Annotated in this window: 18 protein-coding genes and 6 pseudogenes; 9 read left to right on the top strand and 15 right to left on the bottom strand. The window is 70.6% G+C overall.

What is annotated here, in order from left to right; translation table 11 throughout:
• Positions 1-389: 389 nt before the first annotated feature.
• The 6 genes and pseudogenes from DEJ15_RS15070 to DEJ15_RS15045 all read right to left on the bottom strand — a co-directional run.
• Positions 390-1,208 carry an ABC transporter ATP-binding protein gene (locus DEJ15_RS15070; RefSeq protein ID WP_284175209.1) on the bottom strand — a complete coding sequence of 273 codons (819 nt, stop codon included), beginning with the start codon at positions 1,206-1,208 and terminating at the stop codon, positions 390-392.
• Positions 1,209-1,238: 30 nt separating this feature from the next.
• Positions 1,239-1,910: a FecCD family ABC transporter permease gene (locus tag DEJ15_RS15065; RefSeq protein ID WP_284175208.1), complete on the bottom strand. Its 672-nt coding sequence runs from the start codon at positions 1,908-1,910 to the stop codon at positions 1,239-1,241.
• A 76-nt stretch (positions 1,911-1,986) separates the two neighbouring features.
• Positions 1,987-2,049: pseudogene (locus DEJ15_RS18875) on the bottom strand (hypothetical protein); the annotation flags it as partial.
• Between the two features lie 282 nt (positions 2,050-2,331).
• Positions 2,332-2,607: an iron chelate uptake ABC transporter family permease subunit gene (locus DEJ15_RS15055; protein ID WP_284176226.1), complete on the bottom strand. Its 276-nt coding sequence runs from the start codon at positions 2,605-2,607 to the stop codon at positions 2,332-2,334.
• A gap of 106 nt (positions 2,608-2,713) precedes the next feature.
• Positions 2,714-2,869 (bottom strand): annotated as a pseudogene (locus DEJ15_RS15050) (iron chelate uptake ABC transporter family permease subunit); the annotation flags it as partial.
• Positions 2,870-2,975: 106 nt separating this feature from the next.
• Positions 2,976-3,101, bottom strand: a pseudogene (locus DEJ15_RS15045) (iron chelate uptake ABC transporter family permease subunit); the annotation flags it as partial.
• Positions 3,102-3,444: 343 nt separating this feature from the next.
• On the opposite strand from DEJ15_RS15045, the gene DEJ15_RS15040 reads away from it, so the two are divergent.
• The gene (locus DEJ15_RS15040; RefSeq protein ID WP_284175207.1) at positions 3,445-4,296 is read left to right on the top strand and encodes a siderophore-interacting protein; all 852 of its coding nucleotides are present in this window, start codon (positions 3,445-3,447) and stop codon (positions 4,294-4,296) included.
• On the top strand, positions 4,293-4,679 hold the full coding sequence (locus DEJ15_RS15035; protein ID WP_110824796.1) for a VOC family protein: 387 nt from the start codon (positions 4,293-4,295) through the stop codon (positions 4,677-4,679). Before DEJ15_RS15040 ends, DEJ15_RS15035 begins: the two co-directional genes overlap by 4 nt.
• Positions 4,680-4,767: 88 nt before the next feature.
• Here the strand turns inward: DEJ15_RS15035 and DEJ15_RS15030 are convergent, their stop codons facing one another.
• From DEJ15_RS15030 to DEJ15_RS15015, 4 genes are read right to left on the bottom strand one after another with little or no spacing between them, the layout of a single operon-like run.
• A complete protein-coding gene (locus DEJ15_RS15030; RefSeq protein WP_110824795.1) occupies positions 4,768-5,682 on the bottom strand; it encodes a carbohydrate ABC transporter permease in 915 nt (304 codons plus the stop codon).
• 1 nt (position 5,683) lies between these two features.
• The gene (locus DEJ15_RS15025) at positions 5,684-6,649 is read right to left on the bottom strand and encodes a carbohydrate ABC transporter permease (protein ID WP_110824794.1); all 966 of its coding nucleotides are present in this window, start codon (positions 6,647-6,649) and stop codon (positions 5,684-5,686) included.
• Between the two features lies 1 nt (position 6,650).
• Positions 6,651-7,859 (bottom strand): extracellular solute-binding protein, encoded by a 1,209-nt coding sequence (locus DEJ15_RS15020; RefSeq protein WP_284175206.1) that lies wholly within the window; start codon positions 7,857-7,859, stop codon positions 6,651-6,653.
• Positions 7,860-7,869: 10 nt separating this feature from the next.
• Positions 7,870-8,058 carry a hypothetical protein gene (locus DEJ15_RS15015; protein ID WP_284175205.1) on the bottom strand — a complete coding sequence of 63 codons (189 nt, stop codon included), beginning with the start codon at positions 8,056-8,058 and terminating at the stop codon, positions 7,870-7,872.
• 234 nt (positions 8,059-8,292) lie between these two features.
• On the opposite strand from DEJ15_RS15015, the gene arfA reads away from it, so the two are divergent.
• Positions 8,293-9,795, top strand: coding sequence for an arabinosylfuranosidase ArfA (arfA, locus tag DEJ15_RS15010; protein WP_110824792.1), 1,503 nt, complete (start codon positions 8,293-8,295; stop codon positions 9,793-9,795).
• 388 nt (positions 9,796-10,183) lie between these two features.
• Here the strand turns inward: arfA and DEJ15_RS15005 are convergent, their stop codons facing one another.
• Both DEJ15_RS15005 and DEJ15_RS15000 read right to left on the bottom strand, forming a co-directional pair.
• Positions 10,184-10,330 carry a substrate-binding domain-containing protein gene (locus DEJ15_RS15005; RefSeq protein WP_284175204.1) on the bottom strand — a complete coding sequence of 49 codons (147 nt, stop codon included), beginning with the start codon at positions 10,328-10,330 and terminating at the stop codon, positions 10,184-10,186.
• Positions 10,331-10,623: 293 nt separating this feature from the next.
• A pseudogene (locus DEJ15_RS15000) lies at positions 10,624-11,142 on the bottom strand (LacI family DNA-binding transcriptional regulator); the annotation flags it as partial.
• Positions 11,143-11,436: 294 nt separating this feature from the next.
• Here DEJ15_RS15000 and DEJ15_RS14995 point away from each other — a divergent pair.
• The 5 genes and pseudogenes from DEJ15_RS14995 (at position 11,437) to DEJ15_RS19730 (ending at position 16,728) form a co-directional block, all read left to right on the top strand.
• Positions 11,437-12,387 carry a carbohydrate ABC transporter permease gene (locus tag DEJ15_RS14995; protein WP_110824790.1) on the top strand — a complete coding sequence of 317 codons (951 nt, stop codon included), beginning with the start codon at positions 11,437-11,439 and terminating at the stop codon, positions 12,385-12,387.
• Positions 12,384-13,347: pseudogene (locus DEJ15_RS14990) on the top strand (carbohydrate ABC transporter permease). The gene DEJ15_RS14995 and the pseudogene DEJ15_RS14990 overlap by 4 nt, the downstream one beginning before the upstream one ends.
• Positions 13,348-13,480: 133 nt before the next feature.
• Positions 13,481-14,816: pseudogene (locus tag DEJ15_RS14985) on the top strand (ABC transporter substrate-binding protein).
• A gap of 80 nt (positions 14,817-14,896) precedes the next feature.
• Positions 14,897-16,555 carry a glycoside hydrolase family 35 protein gene (locus DEJ15_RS14980; protein WP_502866117.1) on the top strand — a complete coding sequence of 553 codons (1,659 nt, stop codon included), beginning with the start codon at positions 14,897-14,899 and terminating at the stop codon, positions 16,553-16,555.
• Positions 16,552-16,728, top strand: coding sequence for a hypothetical protein (locus DEJ15_RS19730; RefSeq protein WP_502866116.1), 177 nt, complete (start codon positions 16,552-16,554; stop codon positions 16,726-16,728). The genes DEJ15_RS14980 and DEJ15_RS19730 overlap by 4 nt, the downstream gene beginning before the upstream one ends.
• A 66-nt stretch (positions 16,729-16,794) precedes the next feature.
• Here DEJ15_RS19730 and DEJ15_RS14975 read toward each other — a convergent pair whose 3' ends face one another.
• The 3 genes from DEJ15_RS14975 to DEJ15_RS18870 all read right to left on the bottom strand — a co-directional run bounded on the left by DEJ15_RS14975 (position 16,795) and on the right by DEJ15_RS18870 (position 18,007).
• Complete coding sequence (locus DEJ15_RS14975) at positions 16,795-17,100, bottom strand: hypothetical protein (protein WP_110824786.1); 306 nt, start codon at positions 17,098-17,100, stop codon at positions 16,795-16,797.
• A 266-nt stretch (positions 17,101-17,366) separates the two neighbouring features.
• Complete coding sequence (locus DEJ15_RS14970; protein WP_110824784.1) at positions 17,367-17,825, bottom strand: hypothetical protein; 459 nt, start codon at positions 17,823-17,825, stop codon at positions 17,367-17,369.
• Entirely contained in the window at positions 17,825-18,007 is a 183-nt protein-coding gene (locus DEJ15_RS18870) for a hypothetical protein (RefSeq protein WP_349814728.1), read from the bottom strand. Before DEJ15_RS18870 ends, DEJ15_RS14970 begins: the two co-directional genes overlap by 1 nt.
• Positions 18,008-18,199: 192 nt before the next feature.
• On the opposite strand from DEJ15_RS18870, the gene DEJ15_RS14960 reads away from it, so the two are divergent.
• Positions 18,200-19,273: a spore photoproduct lyase family protein gene (locus DEJ15_RS14960; RefSeq protein ID WP_258365910.1), complete on the top strand. Its 1,074-nt coding sequence runs from the start codon at positions 18,200-18,202 to the stop codon at positions 19,271-19,273.
• Positions 19,274-19,278: the final 5 nt, after the last annotated feature.

Here is a 19,278-nt window from a genome sequence, read left to right as displayed (position 1 = left end):
GGTGCCGAGCTGCGTGATGCCGTCCTGGTCGAGGTCGTCGAAGCGGGCGTCCTTCGCCATCGGGAGCTGGCCGAAGGTGCCGACCGGGCGGAGGCCGTACTCGATGAACGAGATCGCGATGTCGTTCAGGACCACGACGCGCTCCGGCGTGTGGTCGACCTTCACCGTCGTGCCCATGGCGTCCTCGTACGACCAGGCCCCGGATGACGCCTTCGCGTCGTTGCCGGTGTCGTCGGAGGCACCGGTGCCGGAGCACCCGGTGAGGATGAGGGCCGTCGCGGTGACGGCGGTCAGGAGGGCGGCACGAACGGAGCCGCGGCGGGGAGTGTTCACGTTAGGTGAGCCTAACCTAACCAGGAGTTCCGCACCAGTCCGGGTCGCCCTCGGCCTCAGTTCGCGTGCCCGTCCGCCTCCGGCACGACCATCGGCGACCCGGTCACCGGGTCCGGGACGACCCGCGCGTGCAGCCCGAACGCCCGCTCGAGCAGTGCCGGCGTGAGGACGTCCACCGGGGACCCGTCCGCGACAACCCCGCCGTCGTGGAGCACCACGAGGCGGTCGGAGTAGCGGGCGGCCAGGGTGAGGTCGTGCAGCACCATCACGACCGTGGCGCCCTGCTCCCGGTTGATCCGACGCACCAGACGCAACACGTCGAGCTGGTGCGCGAGGTCGAGGTAGGTGGTGGGTTCGTCGAGCAGGAGCGTGTCCGCCCGCTGCGCCAGGACGAGCGCGATCCAGGCGCGCTGCCGCTGCCCGCCGGACAGGCTCGCGACGTCGCGGTGGGCGACCTCGGTCAGACCGGTCGCGGCGATGGCGTCCTCCGCCACGGCGGCGTCCTCGGCGGTCCAGGGTCGGGCCCACGACTGGTGCGGGTTCCGGCCGCGCATCACCAGGTCGAGCACGCTCGTCCCGGCGGGCGCGAGGGGCGACTGCGGGAGGATCGCGAGCTTCCGCGCGACCGCCCGGTTCGCCTCCTTCCGGATCGGCGCACCGTCGAGCAGCACCTCGCCGGACTGGGGCTTGAGCACGCGGCCGAGCGCCTTGAGGAGCGTCGACTTGCCGCAGCCGTTCGCGCCGAGGAACGTCGTCACCGTGCCCCGCTCCACCGCCAGGTCGAGGTCGCGGAGCACCGGGTGCTTGTCGTACCCGACGGACAGGCCACGGGCCTCCAGGACGGGTCCGGCGTGCACGCGGTCCGGCGTGGTCACGGCCGCGGGGGGCCGGCGGGGTCGTCGTGGTCATCGGGACATCTCCTTGCGGTGACGGATGAGGAGCCAGATCAGGTACGGGGCGCCGATCACGGTGGTGACGATGCCGACCGGCACCTGCCAGGGGAACGCCGACCGGGCGAGCAGGTCCGCGCCGAGCACGAGCACCGCCCCGAGGGCCGCCGACAGCAGCAGCGGCGGCCGGTTCGTCCCGGCCAGTCGCACGGCGATCTGCGGCACGACGAACGCGACGAACCCGACCGGGCCCGCGGCAGCGACCGCCGCGGCCGTGAGGACGACCGCCAGGCCGATGACGAGCAGCCGGTGCCGCTGCACGCCGAGGCCGACGCCGGTGGCGACCTCGTCCCCGAGCTGCCCGATCCCGAGCGCCGCCGACGTGGCGAGCGCGATCGGGACGCCGACCGCGGCGATGACGAGGAGCGGCCACACGGTCGTCCACGACGTGCTCGAGAGACTGCCGACGAGCCACTGCGACGCCGCTGTCGCCTGGGTGATCTTCGCGCGGACGAGCAGGTAGCTCGTGACCGCGTCGAGCGTCGCGCTCACCCCGATGCCGACGAGGATCAGGCGGTGGCTCTGCACCCCGCCACGCCAGCCCAGGCCGTAGACGATCGTGGCGGCGACGAGCGCCCCGATCGTGGCGGCGACGGGGATGCCGCCGCCGAGGACCAGGGCGCTCACCGAGTAGCTGCCCCCCGCCGAAGACGACCGCGGCCACGGCGCCGACGCTCGCGCCCGAGGTCACGCCGATGATGTCCGGCGTCCCGAGCGGGTTGCGCGTGAAGGTCTGCGTCAGGGCTCCGGCGACCGCCAGGGTCACGCCGACCAGGGCCCCGGTCAGGACGCGGGGGGAGGCGCAGGGTCGTCACGATGAACGACTCCGGCCCGGACTCGAGTCCGAGCAGCGCCCGCACGACCGTGCCCGGTGCGATGAAGGTCGAGCCGATCGCGACGCCGAGCACGACGAGCAGCAGGGCGGCGACCACGGCGACGACCGAGGTGGTGAGGACCCGCGGACGCCAGGCGAGCCCGATCGGCCCGATGCGGAGGCCCTTCCGCGCCCCGGCCGGTGTCGCGGCGGGCGCGGTCGTGGTCGCCGCGCTCACAGGGACACCAGCGACCGACGGCGTGCGACGGCGACGAACACCGGTCCGCCGATGACGGCGAGCACGATCCCGACCTCGACCTCGGCGAACCCGCCCACGAGTCGGCCCACGACGTCGGCGAGCAGGACGAGCGCGGCGCCGAGCAGCGCCGAGGCGGGCAGGGTCCAGCGGTGGCCGGTGCCGACGACGGCCCGGGCGACGTGCGGGACGGTCAGCCCCACGAACGCGACCGGACCGGCGGCTGCGGTCGCACCTGCCGCGAGGAGCGTGATGCCGCCGAGGCCGACGAGCCGGGCGGTGAGCAGGTCCTCCCCCGAGTCCCTTCGCGAGCTCCGAGCCGAGGCCGAGCGCGTCGAGGGCGCGGGTGTTCCAGATCGCGAGCACGAGTCCGACGGCCATGAACGGCCACGCGGCCTGCAGGACGTCGAGCTGTCGGCCGGACAGTGACCCGACCACCCAGAGCCGGTACGCGTCGAGGGACTCCTGGTCGGTGAGGACGATGAACGAGGTCAGGGCGCCGAGCAGCGCGGACACCGCGGCGCCGGCCAGGGCGAGGGGGGACGGGGCTCGCGGTCCCGCTGCCGGCGACCGTGACGGAGAAGACGACGACGCTGGCGACCAGTGCGCCGACCAGGGCGAACCAGACCGAGGCGCCGGTGCTCGTGACACCGAAGACGTACACGCCGAGCACGACGGCGAGGCCGGCGCCGGCGGAGACGCCGAACAGCCCGGGGTCGGCGAGCGGGTTCCGCGTGTGCCCCTGCATGAGGAGCCCGGCGATCCCGAGCGCGGCGCCGACGCTCGCGCCGATGAGCGTGCGGGGGGATGCGGGAGCCCCAGACGACGGCCTCGTCGGTGCCCGAGCCGCTGCGGGTGAGGCCGGCGAGCACCCGGTCCACGCCGATGTGGTTGCTGCCGAGGAGCATGCTCGCGACCGCTGCGCCCAGCACCAGCACCGCCAGCCCGAGCAGGACGCCGACCCGACGACGAGCCGTCCGCCGGTGGACGCCGGTGGCACCGATGACCGCTCCGGGAGGGGCAGCGGGCGCGGTTCGGACGGCGAGGGGGAGGGGGGTGGCACGGGAGCCATATTAGGTTAGCCTTCCCTCATGGCGAAGATCCCGAGGCTGATGCCCGAGAACCCGCGGCTGTTCCGGGCGCGGGTCGTCCGTACCGAACGGCACACCCCGTCGGTCCACCGCGTCACCATCGCGAGCGACGAGATCCGCGACTTCCCGTTCCTCGGCTTCGACCACTGGTTCCGCCTGTTCCTGCAGCGCCCCGAGCAGGACGCCTTCCGGATGCCCGAGCTCGACGGCGCCACGTGGTGGCCGCAGTACCTCCGCATCCCCGAGGAGTCGCGACCGCACTGCGCCAACTACACCGTCGCCGGACACCGGCCGGAGCTCGGCGAGATGGACATCGACTTCGTCGTGCACACCGACCAGGACGGCGGACTCGAGGGCCGCGCGGCGATCTGGGCCTGCAGCGCCCGACCCGGTGACGAACTCGCCCTGCTCGACCAGGGCTGCATCTTCGACTGCCCCGACGACGCCAGCGAGGTCGTCATCGCCGCCGAGGAGACCGGCCTGCCCGCCGTCGTCGGCATCGCCCGCTCGCTCCCGCGCGACGCCGTCGGCCGCATCATCCAGGAGGTCCCGGCCGCGGACGACGTCCGCGACCTCGACGCCCCCGCCGGGGTCACCGTGACGTGGCTCGTGCGCGGCGACGCCACCGCGGTGCCCGGTCGTGCGGCGCTCGCCGAACTGCAGCGGCACGTGCCCTGCGACGACCGCGGGTACGCCTTCGTCGTGGGGGGAGTCCCGACTCGCCACCGAGGGCCGCCGCCACCTGCACCGCGCCGGGCTGCCCAAGTCGCGGATCACGTTCTCCGGCTTCTGGAAGCACGACGCACGGATGCCCGTCCCGGCCTGAGCGGCGCGCGTATCCTCGCGCCATGAGCTGCCGCCTGAGCGAACTGGTCCTCAACTGCGACGACCCCGAGGCGCTGTCGTGCTTCTGGTGCGCCGTCCTCGGCTACGTCGAACTCGGCGCGGACGAGGACGGCATCGAGATCGGCCCGGCGTCCGGCTTCGGCGGTGCTGCGCCCACGATCATCCTCTCCCGCGTGCCGCACGCGAAGACCCAGCCGCTGCGCCTGCACCTCGACGTCAACCCGGTCGACCGCGACCAGGACGCGGAACTCGAGCGGCTCCTCGCACTCGGTGCCCGTCCGGCGGACGTCGGGCAGACCGGCGACGAGTCGTGGCACGTGCTGCAGGACCCCGAGGGCAACGAGTTCTGCCTGTTGCGCACGCGGCTCGCTCCGCTCGCCTCCGCCTGAGACCACCCCACGACGGACGGGAGGCTCCCCACCGACTGGTGGGGAGCCTCCCGTCCGTCGTGCGGTCCGGACCACGGTCCGGGCCGGCTCAGCCCTTCAGGCCGGAGCCCGTGACGCCCTCCACGATCTGCCGCTGGAAGACCAGGTAGAGGATGATGAGCGGCAGCGCCGCGAGGAGCGCGCCCGCCTGGATGTCGGCGTACCGCTGGCCGAAGCTGCCCTGGACCGTGGCGAGCCCGACCGGGATCGTCATGAGGTCCGGGTTCGACAGCACGAACAGGGGCAGCAGCAGGTTGTTCCACACCCCGACGAAGGTCAGGATCGTCACCGCGGCTATCACCGGACGCGACAGCGGCAGGATGACCGACCAGTAGACCTTCCAGATGCCGGCACCGTCGATGCGTGCCGCCTCCTCGAGCTCCTTCGGGATGCCGTCGAAGAACTGCTTGAAGATGAACACCGCGATCACCGCCGGGACCTGCGGGAAGATCACCGACCAGTAGGTGTTCAGCAGGCCGACCGCGTTGAGCTCCTGGAAGATCGGGATGATCAGGACCTGCGTCGGGATCATGATGCCCAGGATGATGAGCAGGAACGCCACGTTGCGGCCGCGGAACACGAGCCGGGACAGCGCGAAGGCCGCCATCGAGGCGAACAGCACCGTGAGCACCGCGGTGATGACGCTCGTGATGCCGCTTGCGAGGTACCAGTTCCAGATGTCGCCCGACTGGAACAGGGACGAGTACGAGTGCACCGTCGGGTTCCAGTCCGACAGGATCTTGCCGGCGCCGAGCGCGGCCACCCCGTTGTCGGAGAGGGACGTCTTCAGCGCGAACAGGCTCGGGATGAGCCAGATGATCGCGAAGACCGTCAGGACGACGCCGGAGGCGATGGTGAAGCCCCTGCCGGAGACACCGATCTTGGCGGCGCTCGTCGGGGCGGCCGAGGAGACACCGGTACGGAGCTTGGCACGGCCGGTGGTGATGCTCTCGGTGGTGGTCATCTCAGGCCCCGATCTCACGCTTGGCGGCAGCGCGCTCGACGAGCTGCCGGATGACCGCGATCGCGACGATCACGATGAACAGGAGGACGGACGCCGCGGACGCCGCGCCGAGTCGGTTGTCGGTGAAGCCGACGCCGGTGATGAGCTGCAGCGAGACCTGGGTCGAGATGCCCGGGCCGCCGTTCGTCATCAGGTAGACCTGGTCGAAGATCTTCAGGGACGCGATGATCTGCAGCAGGATGACGAGCGTCGTGGTGCGGCCGAGCAGCGGCAGCGTGATCGACTTGATCTGCTGCCAGTTCGAGGCACCGTCGACCGCGGCCGCTTCGTACAGCTCACGCGGGATCTCCTGCAGGCCGGCCAGGTACAGCACGAAGTTGAAGCCCAGCGTCCACCAGACGGTCGCGATCGCGACGCCGATCATCGCCGTGTTCGGGCTGGAGAGCATGCCCGAGCCCGGGGTCATGCCGAGCGCGGTCTGCAGGCTCGCCCACAGGCCGGTGCTCGGCGTGAAGATGAACACCCAGATGAGGGAGATCGTCGCCGAGGGCAGGATGAACGGCAGGAAGAACGCCAGGCGGAAGAACCACTGCCCCTTGTTCATCCGGTTCGTCAGCACGGCGAAGACGAACGCCAGGATCACCAGCGGCGGCGTCGTGTACAGGGTGAACTGCAGCGTGTGCCAGAGCGACGACCAGAAGTCGCTCCGCCCGAGCATCTCGGCGTAGTTCGCGAACCCCGCGAAGCTGCCGAGCCCGGTGCGCACGGTCGAGGTGTTGAAGAAGCTCGTGACGATCATCCAGATCGTCGGGCCGAGCAGGAAGGCCACGTAGAACAGGCCGAAGGGGGCGAGGAACAGCCACCCGCTGCGGCCCTGGCCGCTGGTGATGCTGGTCCGGTAGGAGCGGAGCCGCCGTGGTGCAGTGGCCGCATCCGTGGGGCGGTCGAGGACTGGTGCTGTGGTCACGTCATCGTGCCTTTCGCGGGGTGTTCACGGTGTTCGCGCGCCTGGTCACAGGGGGGCTCGGGGTGTTGAGGTAGGTCGCCAGCTGGCTCTTGATGGCGCGGAGTGCCTGGGCCGGGCTCGAGCTGCCCTGCTGCACGAGCGCGAGCTGGGCGCCGACGGTGCCCTCGAAGGTCGACCCGGACCCGCCGTACCAGGCGGCGTCGTCGAAGACCGCCGTCTCGGCCGCGGCGGCGTAGTTCGACTGCGGGGTGAGCTCCTTGTACGCGGTGCTGTCGAAGGTCGGCATGTACGCGGGGACGTGGCCGCCCTCGGCCCAGGTCAGGCTCTGCTCGAGCATCTGCTTGATGAAGAGCATGTGCTGCTTGCGCTGCTCGGGCGTGCGGTCCTTCTTCGGCAGGATGAAGGTGTGCGCGTCGGCCTGCGTGGCGGGCTTGTCGTACAGCTGCGGGATCGGCGCCATGCCGAACTCGAGCCCCTTGATCGACTGGGCGGTGCTGATCTCCCACTCGCCCTGCATGAAGAAGCCGGCCTTGCCGTCGAACATGAGCGACTGCGCGGTGGCGTAGTCGAGGGCCTTGTTGAGCCACCCTTCCTTCACCCACTTCTGGGTGCGGCTCGTGACCTCGTTGTAGGCGTCCTCGTTGACGGTGAGCTTCGCGCCGCCGTCGCTGATGAACGGCGTCGCGCCCTCGATCTGGTTGTACATCGTCCAGAAGAAGCGCCACGGGGTCGCGGTCTCGGGCACGACGTTCGCGACGTTCAGCGCGTTGCCGCCGGTGACCTTCGACACCGCGGCGAGGGCACGCTCGAAGTTCTCCATCCCGTCCAGGTTCGTGAGCTGGTCGTCGCTGTCGAGCAGACCGGCCTTGCGGCAGACGTCGACGTTGTAGAACAGCACGAACGGGTGCGTGTCGAGCGGGATCGCGATGTTGTTGCCGTCGGTCTTCTGCGCCGTCCAGGCCTTCTGGTTGAAGTCGCTCGCCTTGAGGCCCACGCTCGCCAGGTCGTCGGCCGTGATCGGGTCGAGCAGGTCGCCGTCCCAGAGCGGCTTCGCGCGGGTCAGGTGCGCGATCGCGACGTCCGGCGGCTTGTTCCCGACGGTCGCCAGTGTCACCTTCGAGTAGTACGGGTTGCCCCACGCGAACGTCGTCGCCTGCAGGGCGGAGGAGCCGCCGTGCTGCTTCGCGTACCCGTCCTCCATGGTCTTCATGCGGACGCCGTCACCGCCACCGAACAGGTTCCAGAAGACGAGCGTCTCGGGGGCGAGCGGGGTTCCGGCGAGCCCGGCGGAGAGGGGGGCTCGCGCAGGCGGCCAGCGGCAGCACGGTGGCCGCCGCGGCTCCGGCGGCGAGCAGGCTCCTGCGGGTGAACGCGGACCCGCGGGGTGGCGGGACGGGACGGTTCGGCATGGCATCACTCCATCGGGACGGGCCGAAGCGGGACGTCATCCAGGGGAGGAGTGCTGTCCCGTTCTCGGGGCGTCGGTGCCCCGTGAGCGCTCACGTTAGCGCCGCGCCGTCGGGCGCGCCAGCCCTTCCGTCCCGTGTCGACACCCGATAGCGTTTCCCTCAGGTGAGCGCTCACTTCCGTGACGCCGCGGAACACAACTGCTCGACGCACAGCCTGATCGAAGGAGATCATCCATGCCCCGCACACACCTCGTCCTCGACTCCGCGTTCACGGTGGGCCCGGTGCGGCGCCGACTGTTCGGCGGGTTCGTCGAGCACCTCGGGCGGCACGTCTACGACGGCATCCACGAGCCCGCGCACGAGTCGGCCGACGAGCACGGCTTCCGGAAGGACGTCATCGAGCTGGTCAAGGAGCTCGGCGTCACGACCATCCGCTACCCCGGCGGCAACTTCGTCTCTGGCTACAAGTGGGAGGACGGCGTCGGCCCCGTCGACCAGCGTCCCCGCCGGCTCGACCTGGCCTGGCACTCGACCGAGACGAACGAGGTCGGCCTGCACGAGTTCCAGCAGTGGCTCGACTCGGTCGGCTCCGAGCTGATGCTCGCCGTGAACCTCGGCACCCGCGGCACCGCCGAGGCGATCGAACTCCTCGAGTACGCGAACATCCCCGGCGGGACGGCCCTGTCCGAGCAGCGCCGGGCGAACGGCAAGGACGAGCCGTTCGGCATCACGATGTGGTGCCTCGGCAACGAGATGGACGGACCGTGGCAGCTCGGCCACAAGAACGCCGAGGACTACGGCAAGCTCGCGGCGATGACCGCCAAGGCCATGCGGCAGATCCAGCCCGGTCTGGAACTGGTGGCGTGCGGGTCGTCGGGCGCGTCGATGCCCACGTTCGGCGAGTGGGAGCGCACCGTCCTCGAGCACGCGTACGAGGACGTCGACTACATCTCGGCGCACGCGTACTACGAGGAGGACGACGACCTCACCTCGTTCCTGGCGTCCGGCGCCAACATGGACCACTTCATCAAGACGGTCACGACCGCGGCGGACCACGTGCAGGCGCACAAGAAGTCCGACAAGCGCATCGACATCTCGTTCGACGAGTGGAACGTCTGGTCGATCACGAAGTGGGAGGAGAAGGCGAAGACCTTCACGCTCGAGGACTGGCCGGTCGCCCCGCGCCTGCTCGAGGACGTCTACACGGTCGCCGACGCCGTCGTGCTCGGCGGGCTGCTCATCTCGCTCCTCCGCCACGCCGACCGCGTCGCCTCCGCGTCGATCGCCCAGCTCGTGAACGTCATCGGCCCGATCATGACCGAGCCCGGGGGCGAGGCCTGGCGTCAGACGACGTTCTTCCCGTTCTCGGTGACGTCGCGCCTGGCCCACGGCACGTCGCTGAACGTGGTCGCGTCGGGCGACACGGTCGACGGCGGCAAGCACGGCACCGTGCCCGTCGTCGACTCGGCCGCCACCGTCGAGGACGGCCGCGCCGCGGTGTTCCTCGTCAACCGCCACCAGACCGAGAGCACCACGGTGACGATCGACCTCGCCGGCCTGTCGGTCGAGGGCGACGTGCACGCCGAGGGCATCTGGGACGACGACCTGCACGCCGTGAACGACCTGACGGACACCGCCCGCGTCGGCCTGAAGACGAACGAGTCCGTCCGCCGCGAGGGCGACACGATCACGATCGAGCTCCCGCCCGTGTCCTGGACGGCGATCTCGATCGGTTGAGCGCCTCGGTGCACGCTGCGTGCGGCGGGCACCGAGTGAGCAGAGGACGCCGGGTCCCCGCGGGGCCCGGCGTTCCTCGTGTCCGGCGGCCGCGGCGCGGGTGCGGGTACGGATGCGCCTGCCGGACCCGGCCGCCGAGCCGACAGATGTCCCCAGGTCTTCAGTGCCGGACTGTCGGTTCCGCGCACCGATCGGGCCGGGAGGCACGTGGCGGCCCGGTGCCGCGCCTCCTGACCGACCCGGCCAGGGCCGGCCTCCGGCCTGTCGGCCGATCCGGTCGCCGAACCGACAGATGTCCGCGGACCTTCCGCGGCGGACTGTCGGTTCCGCGCACCGGTCGGGTCGGGAGGCACGTGGCAGCCCCGGCGCCGCACGTGCGGCCCGGCGCTCAGCGCGCGGGCGGCGCCGCGGTGCTCGCGCGCTCGACGAGCCGCACCGGCACGAGGTCCGTCGCCGCGGTGGCGGCGCCACCCTCGATCTGCCTGAGCAGGGTGGCGACCGCGCGGCGCCCGACCTCGTCGAAGGACTGGTGCACGGTGGTGAGCGGCGGCCAGAACGAGTCGGACTCGGGGGGAGTCGTCGAACCCCACCACGCTCAGCGTCGACGGCACTGGACGACCGAGTTCGTGGCAGGCGCGGAGCACCCCGAGCGCGGTCTGGTCGTTCGCCGCGAAGACCGCCGTGATCTCGGGACGTACTGCGATCGACACGCCCGCGCGGTAGCCGGAGGAGGTGTTCCAGTCGCCCTCGAACACCGGGGGGGACCGTCCGCCCGGCGGCCGTCAACGTCGCCGCCCACGCTGCCTGGCGCCGTGCGGCCGAGTACGACGACGCCGGCCCGGAGACGTGCCAGACGGTGTCGTGCCCGAGGTCGAGCAGGTGCTGCGTGGCGAGCCGGGCGCCGTCGGCCTGGTCGGTGTCGATGGCCGGGTGCTCGGTGGTGCCGGTCGAGTCGACGACCACCATGGGCACGCCGTCGGGCAGGGCGACCTCGGCGGTGTCGATGACGTGCGACTCGATGATGATGACGACGCCGTCGACCGCCTGTTCGTGCAGGCGGGAGAACGCGCTGCGGACGCCCTCCTCGGTCCGGGAGGCCATCGGCAACAGCGTGATCGTGAAGTCCGCGGCGCCCGCGGCGTCGGCGATGGCCTCGAGCGTGCGCATGTTGCCGAACGACGCCAGCGTGAACATGATCACGCCGATGGTCCGGAAGCGCCCGGAGCGCAGGGCCCGGGCGGCGCGGTTCGGGCGGTACCCGAGCTCGGCCATCGCCTGCTGGACGCGTGTCCGGGTCTCGGGGCTGACGTTGTCGAAGCCGCGGGCCACGCGGGACACGGTCTGCATGGAGACCCCGGCGGCCTCGGCCACGGCGGAGAGCGACGGCGCCCGACGGGGGGGAGGCCGCCGGGTCGGTGGTGGTCGAGATGGTCACGCGCCCCCCTTCGTGCGGACGGCCGAGGTCGGCGTCCGTGCGCGACCGGTGCTGCGAACGCTAGTGCATGTTGACGTTGCCATGCTATCGTCGCCCCGTTCGATGTTGACGTCAACATCGGTCGGTCCGGCCAGCACGGAGTCGTGCTCTCCACCGGACGACCGACCGGCACATCAACGGCTCGCAGGACACGACGAAGGAGTCACATGAGCACGCTCACCGCGCGGAGCCCCGAGGCCGCGCCGCGACGGGGCGAGGGCACTGCTCCCGCCCCGCGACGCCGTGGGAAGGCCCGGGGCCGCATGACCGGCTGGCTCTTCGTCGGCCCGTTCGTCGCCGTCCTCGTCCTCATGCTCATCGTCCCGATCGGGTACGCGCTCTGGCTCAGCCTGTTCCGCGACCAGCTCATCGGCGGCAACCAGTTCGTGTGGTTCGCCAACTACGTCCAGCTCTTCCAGGACGCCAAGTTCTGGTCCGGCTTCGGCCGGGTCGCGGCCTTCCTCGTCGTGCAGGTGCCGATCATGCTCGGCCTCGCCCTCGTCGCCGCCCTCGCGCTCGACAGTGCGCGGCTCTGGGGCACCGGGTTCTTCCGCATCGCGGTGTTCCTGCCCTACGCGGTCCCGGGCGTCGTCGCGGCGCTCATCTGGGGCTTCATCTACGGCAACCAGTTCGGCCTCACCGGTGCGGCGAACGACGCGATCGGCATCGACCTGCTCCAGCCGTTCAGCCCGACCTGGGTCCTCACGTCGATCGGCAACGTCGTCACGTGGGAGTTCCTCGGCTACAACATGCTGATCTTCTACGCGGCCCTCCGCACCGTCCCCGGCGAGCTGTACGAGGCCGCCGAACTCGACGGCGCGGGCCCGATGCGCACGGTCTTCTCGATCAAGCTCCCGGCCCTGCGCGGCCCGATGGTCATCGCCACGATCTTCTCGATCATCGGCAGCTTCCAGCTCTTCAACGAGCCGAACCTGCTCAAGACGCTCGCCCCGAACGTCATCGGCAGCGCCTTCACCCCGAACATGTACGCCTACTCGCTGTCCTTCAGCGGGCAGCAGTTCAACTACTCCGCCACCGTCGCGATCGTCATGGGCGTCATCACCGCCGTCATCGCCTACGTCGTGCAGGTCCGCGGCACCCGACAGGAGAACCGATGAGCACCCTGCAGGGTCCCGCACCCCTCACCGTCACCGAGGCGACCACGACGCAGCGCGACCCGCGTGAGCGACGCACCCGAGCCTCCCGGAAGGCGGCGCAGCCCGTCGACGGACGCAAGGTGAAGCGCTCCGGCCTGCTCACCGCGGTCATGGTCGTCTTCGTCGTGTACTCGTTCGCGCCGCTGTTCTACCTGCTCGTCAACAGCACGAAGACGCAGGCGTCGCTGCTGTCGACGTTCGGCCTGTGGTTCGGCGGGGAGTTCCACCTCTGGCAGAACATCGTCGACACCCTCACCTACAACGACGGCATCTTCGTGCAGTGGCTCGGCAACACGCTGCTCTACGTGGTCGTCGGGGCCGGTGGAGCGACGCTGCTCGCGACCGTCGCCGGGTACGGCATGGCGAAGTTCCAGTTCCCGGGTCGTCGCGCCGTTTTCGCGATCGTCCTCGGCGCGATCGCCGTCCCGGGCACCGCACTCGCCGTCCCGACGTTCCTGCTCTTCTCGCAGGTCGGCCTGACGAACACCCCCTGGGCGATCATCCTGCCGTCGCTCATCAGCCCGTTCGGCATGTACCTGATCTGGACCTACGCGGTCGAGGCGATCCCCACCGAACTCATCGAGGCCGCCCGCATGGACGGAGCGGGGGGAGTTCCGGATCTTCTTCACGATCGCGCTGAAGCTCCTCGCTCCCGGTGTCGTGACGGTCCTGCTCTTCGCGGTCGTCGCGACGTGGAACAACTACTTCCTGCCGCTCATCATGCTGAGCGACCCGAAGTGGTACCCGCTGACCGTCGGCCTGAACCAGTGGAACGCGCAGGCCACCGGGTCCGGCGCGGAGCCGATCTACAACCTCGTCGTCACCGGTTCGCTCCTCACGATCATCCCGATCGTGGTCGCGTTCCTCTTCCTCCAGCGCTTCTGGCAGTCCGGTCTCGCGGCCGGGTCCGTCAAGGCCTGACCCGCCACCCGTCCCCGGTCCGCACACCGGGCCGGCCGGGAGGCCCGGCACGAGTCCGCCACGGACCGCGCCGCACCCCGCACCACCCCCGCATTCCGCAGCAGTTCTCCACAACGAAGTGAAAGGCACCACCATGCAGAAGCGTCTCCGGCGCGGGCTCAGCGCCCTCGCCATCGGCGTCACCGCCGCCATGGCCCTCGCGGCCTGCTCGTCCGGCGGCTCCGGCTCCGGCGGCTCGTCCGACGACATCGCGACGGCACTCGACGAGGGCGGCACGCTGACCTACTGGTCGTGGACGCCGTCCGCGAAGGACCAGGTCGCCGCGTTCGAGAAGGCCTACCCGAAGGTGAAGGTCAAGCTCGTCAACGCCGGTACCGGTGCCGACCAGTACACGAAGCTGCAGAACACCGTGAAGGCCGGCTCGGGCGCCCCCCGACGTCGCCCAGGTCGAGTACTACGCATTGCCGCAGTTCGCCCTGTCCGAGTCGCTCCTCGACCTGAGCTCGTACGGGTTCGGCGACCTGGAGGACAAGTTCGCCGCGAGCACCTGGAACTCGGTGTCGATGGACGGCAAGGTCTACGGCCTGCCCCAGGACTCCGGCCCCATGGCCATGTTCTACAACAAGAAGGTGTTCGACGAGTACGGCATCGAGGTGCCGAAGACGTGGGACGAGTACGTCGCGGCGGCGAAGAAGCTGCACGAGGCCGACCCCGAGAAGTACCTGGCCGCGGACTCCGGCGACGCGGGCTTCACCACGAGCATGATCGCCCAGGCCGGCGGCACACCGTTCACCACCGACGGTGAGAAGGTGACGATCAACCTGCAGGACGAGGGCACGAAGAAGTGGACCGAGACCTGGGACCAGCTCGTCGAGCAGGGTCTCGTCGCGAAGACCGTCGGCTGGACCGACGACTGGTACAAGCAGCTCGGCAACGGCCAGATCGCCACGATGATCACCGGCGCCTGGATGCCCGGCAACCTCGAGGCCAGCGTCGCCGACGCGAAGGGTGACTGGCGCGTGGCACCGATGCCGACCTACGACGGTGGCCCCGCGCAGACCGCGAACAACGGCGGCAGCGCTCAGGTCGTCATGGAGCAGTCCGAGAACCCGGCTCTCGCTGCCGGCTTCCTCAAGTGGCTGAACTCCTCGAAGGAGTCCACGGGGATCTTCATGGAGTCCGGCGGGTTCCCGTCGACCACCACAGACCTCGAGTCGTCGGCGTTCCTGGAGGAGAAGCCGGAGTACTTCGGTGGCCAGCAGATCAACAAGGTGCTCGTCGACGCGTCGAAGTCCTCGGACAACGACTTCGCCTACCTGCCGTACCAGGTGTACGCGAACAGCGTCTACGCCGACACCGTCGGGCAGTCGTACGAGAAGGGCACGTCGCTCGAGTCGGGTCTCGAGGCCTGGCAGGACGCGCTCGTGAAGTACGGCAAGGACCAGGGCTTCACGGTCTCCACCAAGTAGCAGCACCCCACCGACGCGGCCGTGCGGGCATCCCGCACGGCCGCGTCCCCCCCTGCCGCCCCCACCCAGAAAGGCGCGAGATGCGCTTCGCCATCGGCGACACCGACTTCCTGCTCGACGGGCAGCCGCACCGCGTGCTCTCCGGCGCGATCCACTACTTCCGCGTCCACCCCGACCTGTGGGCGGACCGGATCCGCAAGGCCAAGCTCATGGGCCTCAACACCGTCGAGACCTACGTCGCGTGGAACGCGCACGAGGCGACGCGGGGCACCTTCGACTTCACCGGCGGTCTCGACCTCGGCCGCTTCCTCGACCTCGTCGCGGCCGAGGGCATGCACGCCGTCGTCCGCCCCGGACCGTACATCTGCGCCGAGTGGACGAACGGTGGGCTGCCGTTCTGGCTGTTCACCGACGGCACCGTCGGGATCCGCCGCGACGAGCCGCAGTTCCTGGCCGCCGTCGGGCGGTACCTCGACGCCCTCGCGCCGATCCTCGTGCCACGACAGATCGACGCCGGCGGACCGATCGTGCTCGTGCAGGTCGAGAACGAGTACGGCGCGTACGGATCCGATCCCGTGTACCTGCAGAAGCTCGAGCGCATGCACCGGGACATCGGGCTCACCGTGCCGTTCACGAGCGTCGACCAGCCGATGGACGCCATGCTCGAGGACGGGTCGCTCCCGTCCCTCCACAAGACCGGGTCGTTCGGCTCCCGGTCCGCCGAGCGGCTCGCCCGCCTCCGTCAGGCGCAGCCCACCGGTCCGCTGATGTGTTCCGAGTTCTGGGACGGGTGGTTCGACAGCTGGGGTGAGCACCACCACACCACGCCGGCGGCAGCCAGCGCCGAGGACCTCGACGTCCTGCTCGCCGCGGGTGGCTCCGTGAACATCTACATGTTCCACGGCGGGACCAACTTCGGCTTCACCAACGGCGCGAACGACAAGGGCGTGTACCGGCCCATCGCCACGTCCTACGACTACGACGCCCCGCTCGACGAGGCCGGCCGTCCGACCGACAAGTTCCACGCCTTCCGTCAGGTCATCGCGCGCTACGCGCCCGTGCCGGAGCTGCCGCCGACGATGCAGCCCGGCGGGTCCGGTCGGCTCGCGACGCACGACGACGGACGGGAGGCCCGACCCGCCCCCGCCGGAGACGTTGCCGTCCGCCTCGACCGCGTCGTACCGCTCGCAGGCCTCCTGCCGACGATCACGTCCTGGACCACGCACGAGACGCCGCCGACCTTCGACGAGCTCGGCGCCGCCTCCGGGTTCGTCCTGTACCGGAACGAGGTCGACCTGCCCGAGGGCGGCGTCCTCACGGTCGCGGAGGAGGTCCGCGACCGTGTGCTCGTCAGCCTCGCCGGACGTCCGGTCGGCGTCCTCGAGCGTGAGCACCACGACCGTGCCATCGCCCTGCCGCCGGCCACGGGCCTCCTGGAACTGCTCGTGGAGGACCAGGGGAGGGTCGACTACGGTCCCCGCATCGGCGAGCCGAAGGGCCTCGTCGGCGCTGTGCGCGTCGACGACGACGTCCTCACGCACTGGACGGTGTCGCCGCTCGCCCTCGACCCGCTGCCGGACGCAGCCGTCGCGGTGCTCCGCGGAGCACCGGCGTCCGCGGGGGGAGACCGTCGCCGGGCCGGCGTTCGCCTCCGGCACGTTCGACCTCCCCGAGCGCGGGGCCACGCTCGACCGTTACCTGGCCCTGGACGGCTTCCGGAAGGGGGGTGGCGTGGGTGAACGGGTTCTGCCTCGGCCGCTACTGGTCGCGCGGACCCCAGGGCACCCTCGCCGTCCCCGGTCCGGTGCTCCGGGCCGGGCGGAACGAGGTCGTCGTCCTCGAGGTGCACGCCGCGGCATCGCGCACGGTCTGCATGTGCGTCGAGCCGGAGCTCGGGCACACCGAAACCTGACGGAGCGGATCCGTGACGACGAACGGCCCCGGGGGATGCCCGGGGCCGTTCGTCGTGGTCGTGCGGTCAGCAGGTCGGTTCGGGCACGAGCACCGCGATCCGGCCGACGCGCACGAGCGGCACCCCACCGCGCTCACCCAGCCGTTCGCCGGCGAACCGCACGAGCACGCCGGACTCGGTCCGCTCGGCCTCGACGAGCGCGGCCGCCTGGGCCGGTGTGACCAGCAACTCCCACGGGCGGCGGACGCTCGCGCTGTCCTCGGAGCACAACTCCAGCAGGACGCCGACCCGCGTCCCCGTCGGCCCCTCGGTGGTGGTCGTCCCGGTGCGCAGCCCCACCAGCACGCCCGTGTGCGTGACGATCTCGTTCATGGTTCCCCCCTCGTTCTCGGCGTCCTCGCCGCGATGAGCATACGGCTGCGAGGATCTCTCGCACCTCATCCGGAAGGTGGGGAAACGGGACGTGTCGTCCGCCGTTCGGCTGACGGCAGCATCGGAGGCGGAGGCGGAGCCGGGTCCGCCGCCCGGGTCGCGCAACGTGCCGTCGGTCGTCCGCCGGAGTCGCACGAGCTGCCGGGTCGGCTGGCTCGGAGCGGCGGTTCGTGCGACCTCGGCGAGCTCCTCGAGGTCACGTGCATTCAGAAGGCGCGCGCGCCTGCCCATCCGCGGACGCGCAGGAGCCCTTCGCGGCGCCAGATCCAGTACGGGGCGAACTTCGTGCCGTCGTCCTCCCATGCCTTCGTCAGGAGCCAGATCTGCCGTCGGTGCTGCCGCCCGTCGTCGTCCACCCACTCGACGAAGCCGTCGTCGAGGACGATCGTGATCTGCGCTCGAGGCACGGACCAGCTCATGACGTACCCGTCGTACCGGAGCACCTGGTCCTCGAGGCGGACCGCGACGCGGTGGGCGCGGACGGTCATCCACAGACCGAGTCCGACGAACAGCGTCCCGAGGACCACGACGAACGCCCGCGCCGATGCCTCCGGGACGAAGGCCACCCCGATGAGGACCATGCCGACCACGATCTGCAGCGGGCCGACCGCTGCGGCGTTCGCGGTTCGTTCCCATCGCGGCGCCCGGATGACCTGGTCGGCCATCACCCGACCTCGTCGAGACCGTCGAGGTCCGCGAGGGCCTGCTCGGCCTGGGCCAGGCGCTCGGACTCCGGTCGGGTCCACCACTCCGGGCCGCGTTCCCCGAGGCCGTGCTTCGCGAGCCCGTTGCGGTGACGGGCAGCTGCCACCGCGTCCTCGTCGCCGGCCCGTCTCGCCTGCTTCACGGCGTTGCGACCACCGCCGAGGTGGGACCGGAGGCGTGCGGCGACGTCCTCGGGGGAGGGCCGGGTCGGTCCGTCGCCAGCGCCGTCCGTCCACGACGAAGTAGTGGTCGTCCTCCACGCCGGCGGTCATGCCGTCGAGTCTGCACGAGCCACCTCCAGAGGTGTCGGTGGTGACCGGTAGAACAGTGGGTGATGACCGAGTCCCGCATGCGCCCTCTGCTCGACGTCAAGCGCATCTACGCCGAGGACGCCGCCCTCGAACTGCCACGCGGGCAGGAGATCGTCGGGCAGTGGCCGGACGCCGAGATCGTGCCCGTCGCGTCGCACTGGCAGATCCCCGAGGTGCACGGCGACGAGCGGAACGTTTCCCGCTGGGTGCGGATCAAGACCGAGGCGCTCGTCCTCGGCGTGAAGAAGTCCCTCGTGACGAGGCCGAACGGCCGCTCGGCGGACTTCATCGCCCCGTCGACCGCGAACGGGTGCGCGATGGCGTGCGCGTACTGCTACGTGCCGCGTCGCAAGGGCTACAGCAACCCGGTCACCGTCTTCGCCAACATCGAGCAGATCACCAAGCACCTCGCTCGCAACATCCAGAAGCAGGGGCAGAAGACCGAGCCGAACCAGTGCGACCCCGACGCGTGGGTGTACGACATCGGCGAGAACAGCGACTGCTCGGTGGACGCCATGCTCAGTGACAACGTCCGCGACCTCTGCGACCTGTTCCGGATGACGCCGACGGCGAAGGCCTCGTTCGCGACGAAGTACGTCAACCGCGACCTGCTCGACTGGGACCCGATGGGGCGCACCCGCATCCGCTTCTCGCTCATGCCACACGAGACGGCGAAGGTGACCGACATCCGGACGTCACCGATCGCCGAACGACTGGCCGCCGTGAACGACTTCGTCGAAGCCGGGTACGAGGTCCACCTGAACTTCTCGCCCGTCATCCTGACGCCGACGTGGGAGGCCGACTGGGCCGCACTGCTGCGGGAGGTCGATGACGTGCTCTCCCCGGCTGCGAAGGCGCAGCTCGCGGCCGAGGTGATCTTCCTCACCCACAACGAGCAGCTGCACGAGGTGAACCTCGGCTGGCACCCGAAGGCGGAGGACCTGCTCTGGCGTCCGGACCTGCAGGAGCAGAAGCTGTCCCAGAACGGTGCCGTCAACATCCGGTACCGCGCGGCGATGAAGGCGCGGCACATCGAGCGCTTCCGCCAGCTCGTCGACGAGAACCTGCCCTCCTGCCGAATCCGCTACGCCTTCTGATCCGG

Origin of the sequence: Curtobacterium sp. MCJR17_043, assembly GCF_003224315.2 — a bacterium.
GTDB lineage: Bacteria > Actinomycetota > Actinomycetes > Actinomycetales > Microbacteriaceae > Curtobacterium.
The sequence above is the reverse complement of the archived record's forward strand: the minus strand, read 5'-3'. Positions and strand labels throughout refer to the sequence as shown.

Coding starts and splice junctions, on each gene's coding strand:
- DEJ15_RS14980 (WP_502866117.1), top strand. CDS start 14,897: ATGCGCTTCGCCATCGGCGACACCGACTTCCTGCTCGACGGGCAGCCG.
- DEJ15_RS15030 (WP_110824795.1), bottom strand. CDS start 5,682: ATGACCACCACCGAGAGCATCACCACCGGCCGTGCCAAGCTCCGTACC.
- DEJ15_RS14960 (WP_258365910.1), top strand. CDS start 18,200: ATGACCGAGTCCCGCATGCGCCCTCTGCTCGACGTCAAGCGCATCTAC.
- DEJ15_RS14975 (WP_110824786.1), bottom strand. CDS start 17,100: ATGAACGAGATCGTCACGCACACGGGCGTGCTGGTGGGGCTGCGCACC.
- DEJ15_RS15040 (WP_284175207.1), top strand. CDS start 3,445: ATGGCGAAGATCCCGAGGCTGATGCCCGAGAACCCGCGGCTGTTCCGG.
- DEJ15_RS14970 (WP_110824784.1), bottom strand. CDS start 17,825: ATGGCCGACCAGGTCATCCGGGCGCCGCGATGGGAACGAACCGCGAAC.
- DEJ15_RS15035 (WP_110824796.1), top strand. CDS start 4,293: ATGAGCTGCCGCCTGAGCGAACTGGTCCTCAACTGCGACGACCCCGAG.
- DEJ15_RS14995 (WP_110824790.1), top strand. CDS start 11,437: ATGAGCACGCTCACCGCGCGGAGCCCCGAGGCCGCGCCGCGACGGGGC.
- DEJ15_RS15020 (WP_284175206.1), bottom strand. CDS start 7,859: ATGAAGACCATGGAGGACGGGTACGCGAAGCAGCACGGCGGCTCCTCC.
- DEJ15_RS15015 (WP_284175205.1), bottom strand. CDS start 8,058: ATGCCGAACCGTCCCGTCCCGCCACCCCGCGGGTCCGCGTTCACCCGC.
- arfA (WP_110824792.1), top strand. CDS start 8,293: ATGCCCCGCACACACCTCGTCCTCGACTCCGCGTTCACGGTGGGCCCG.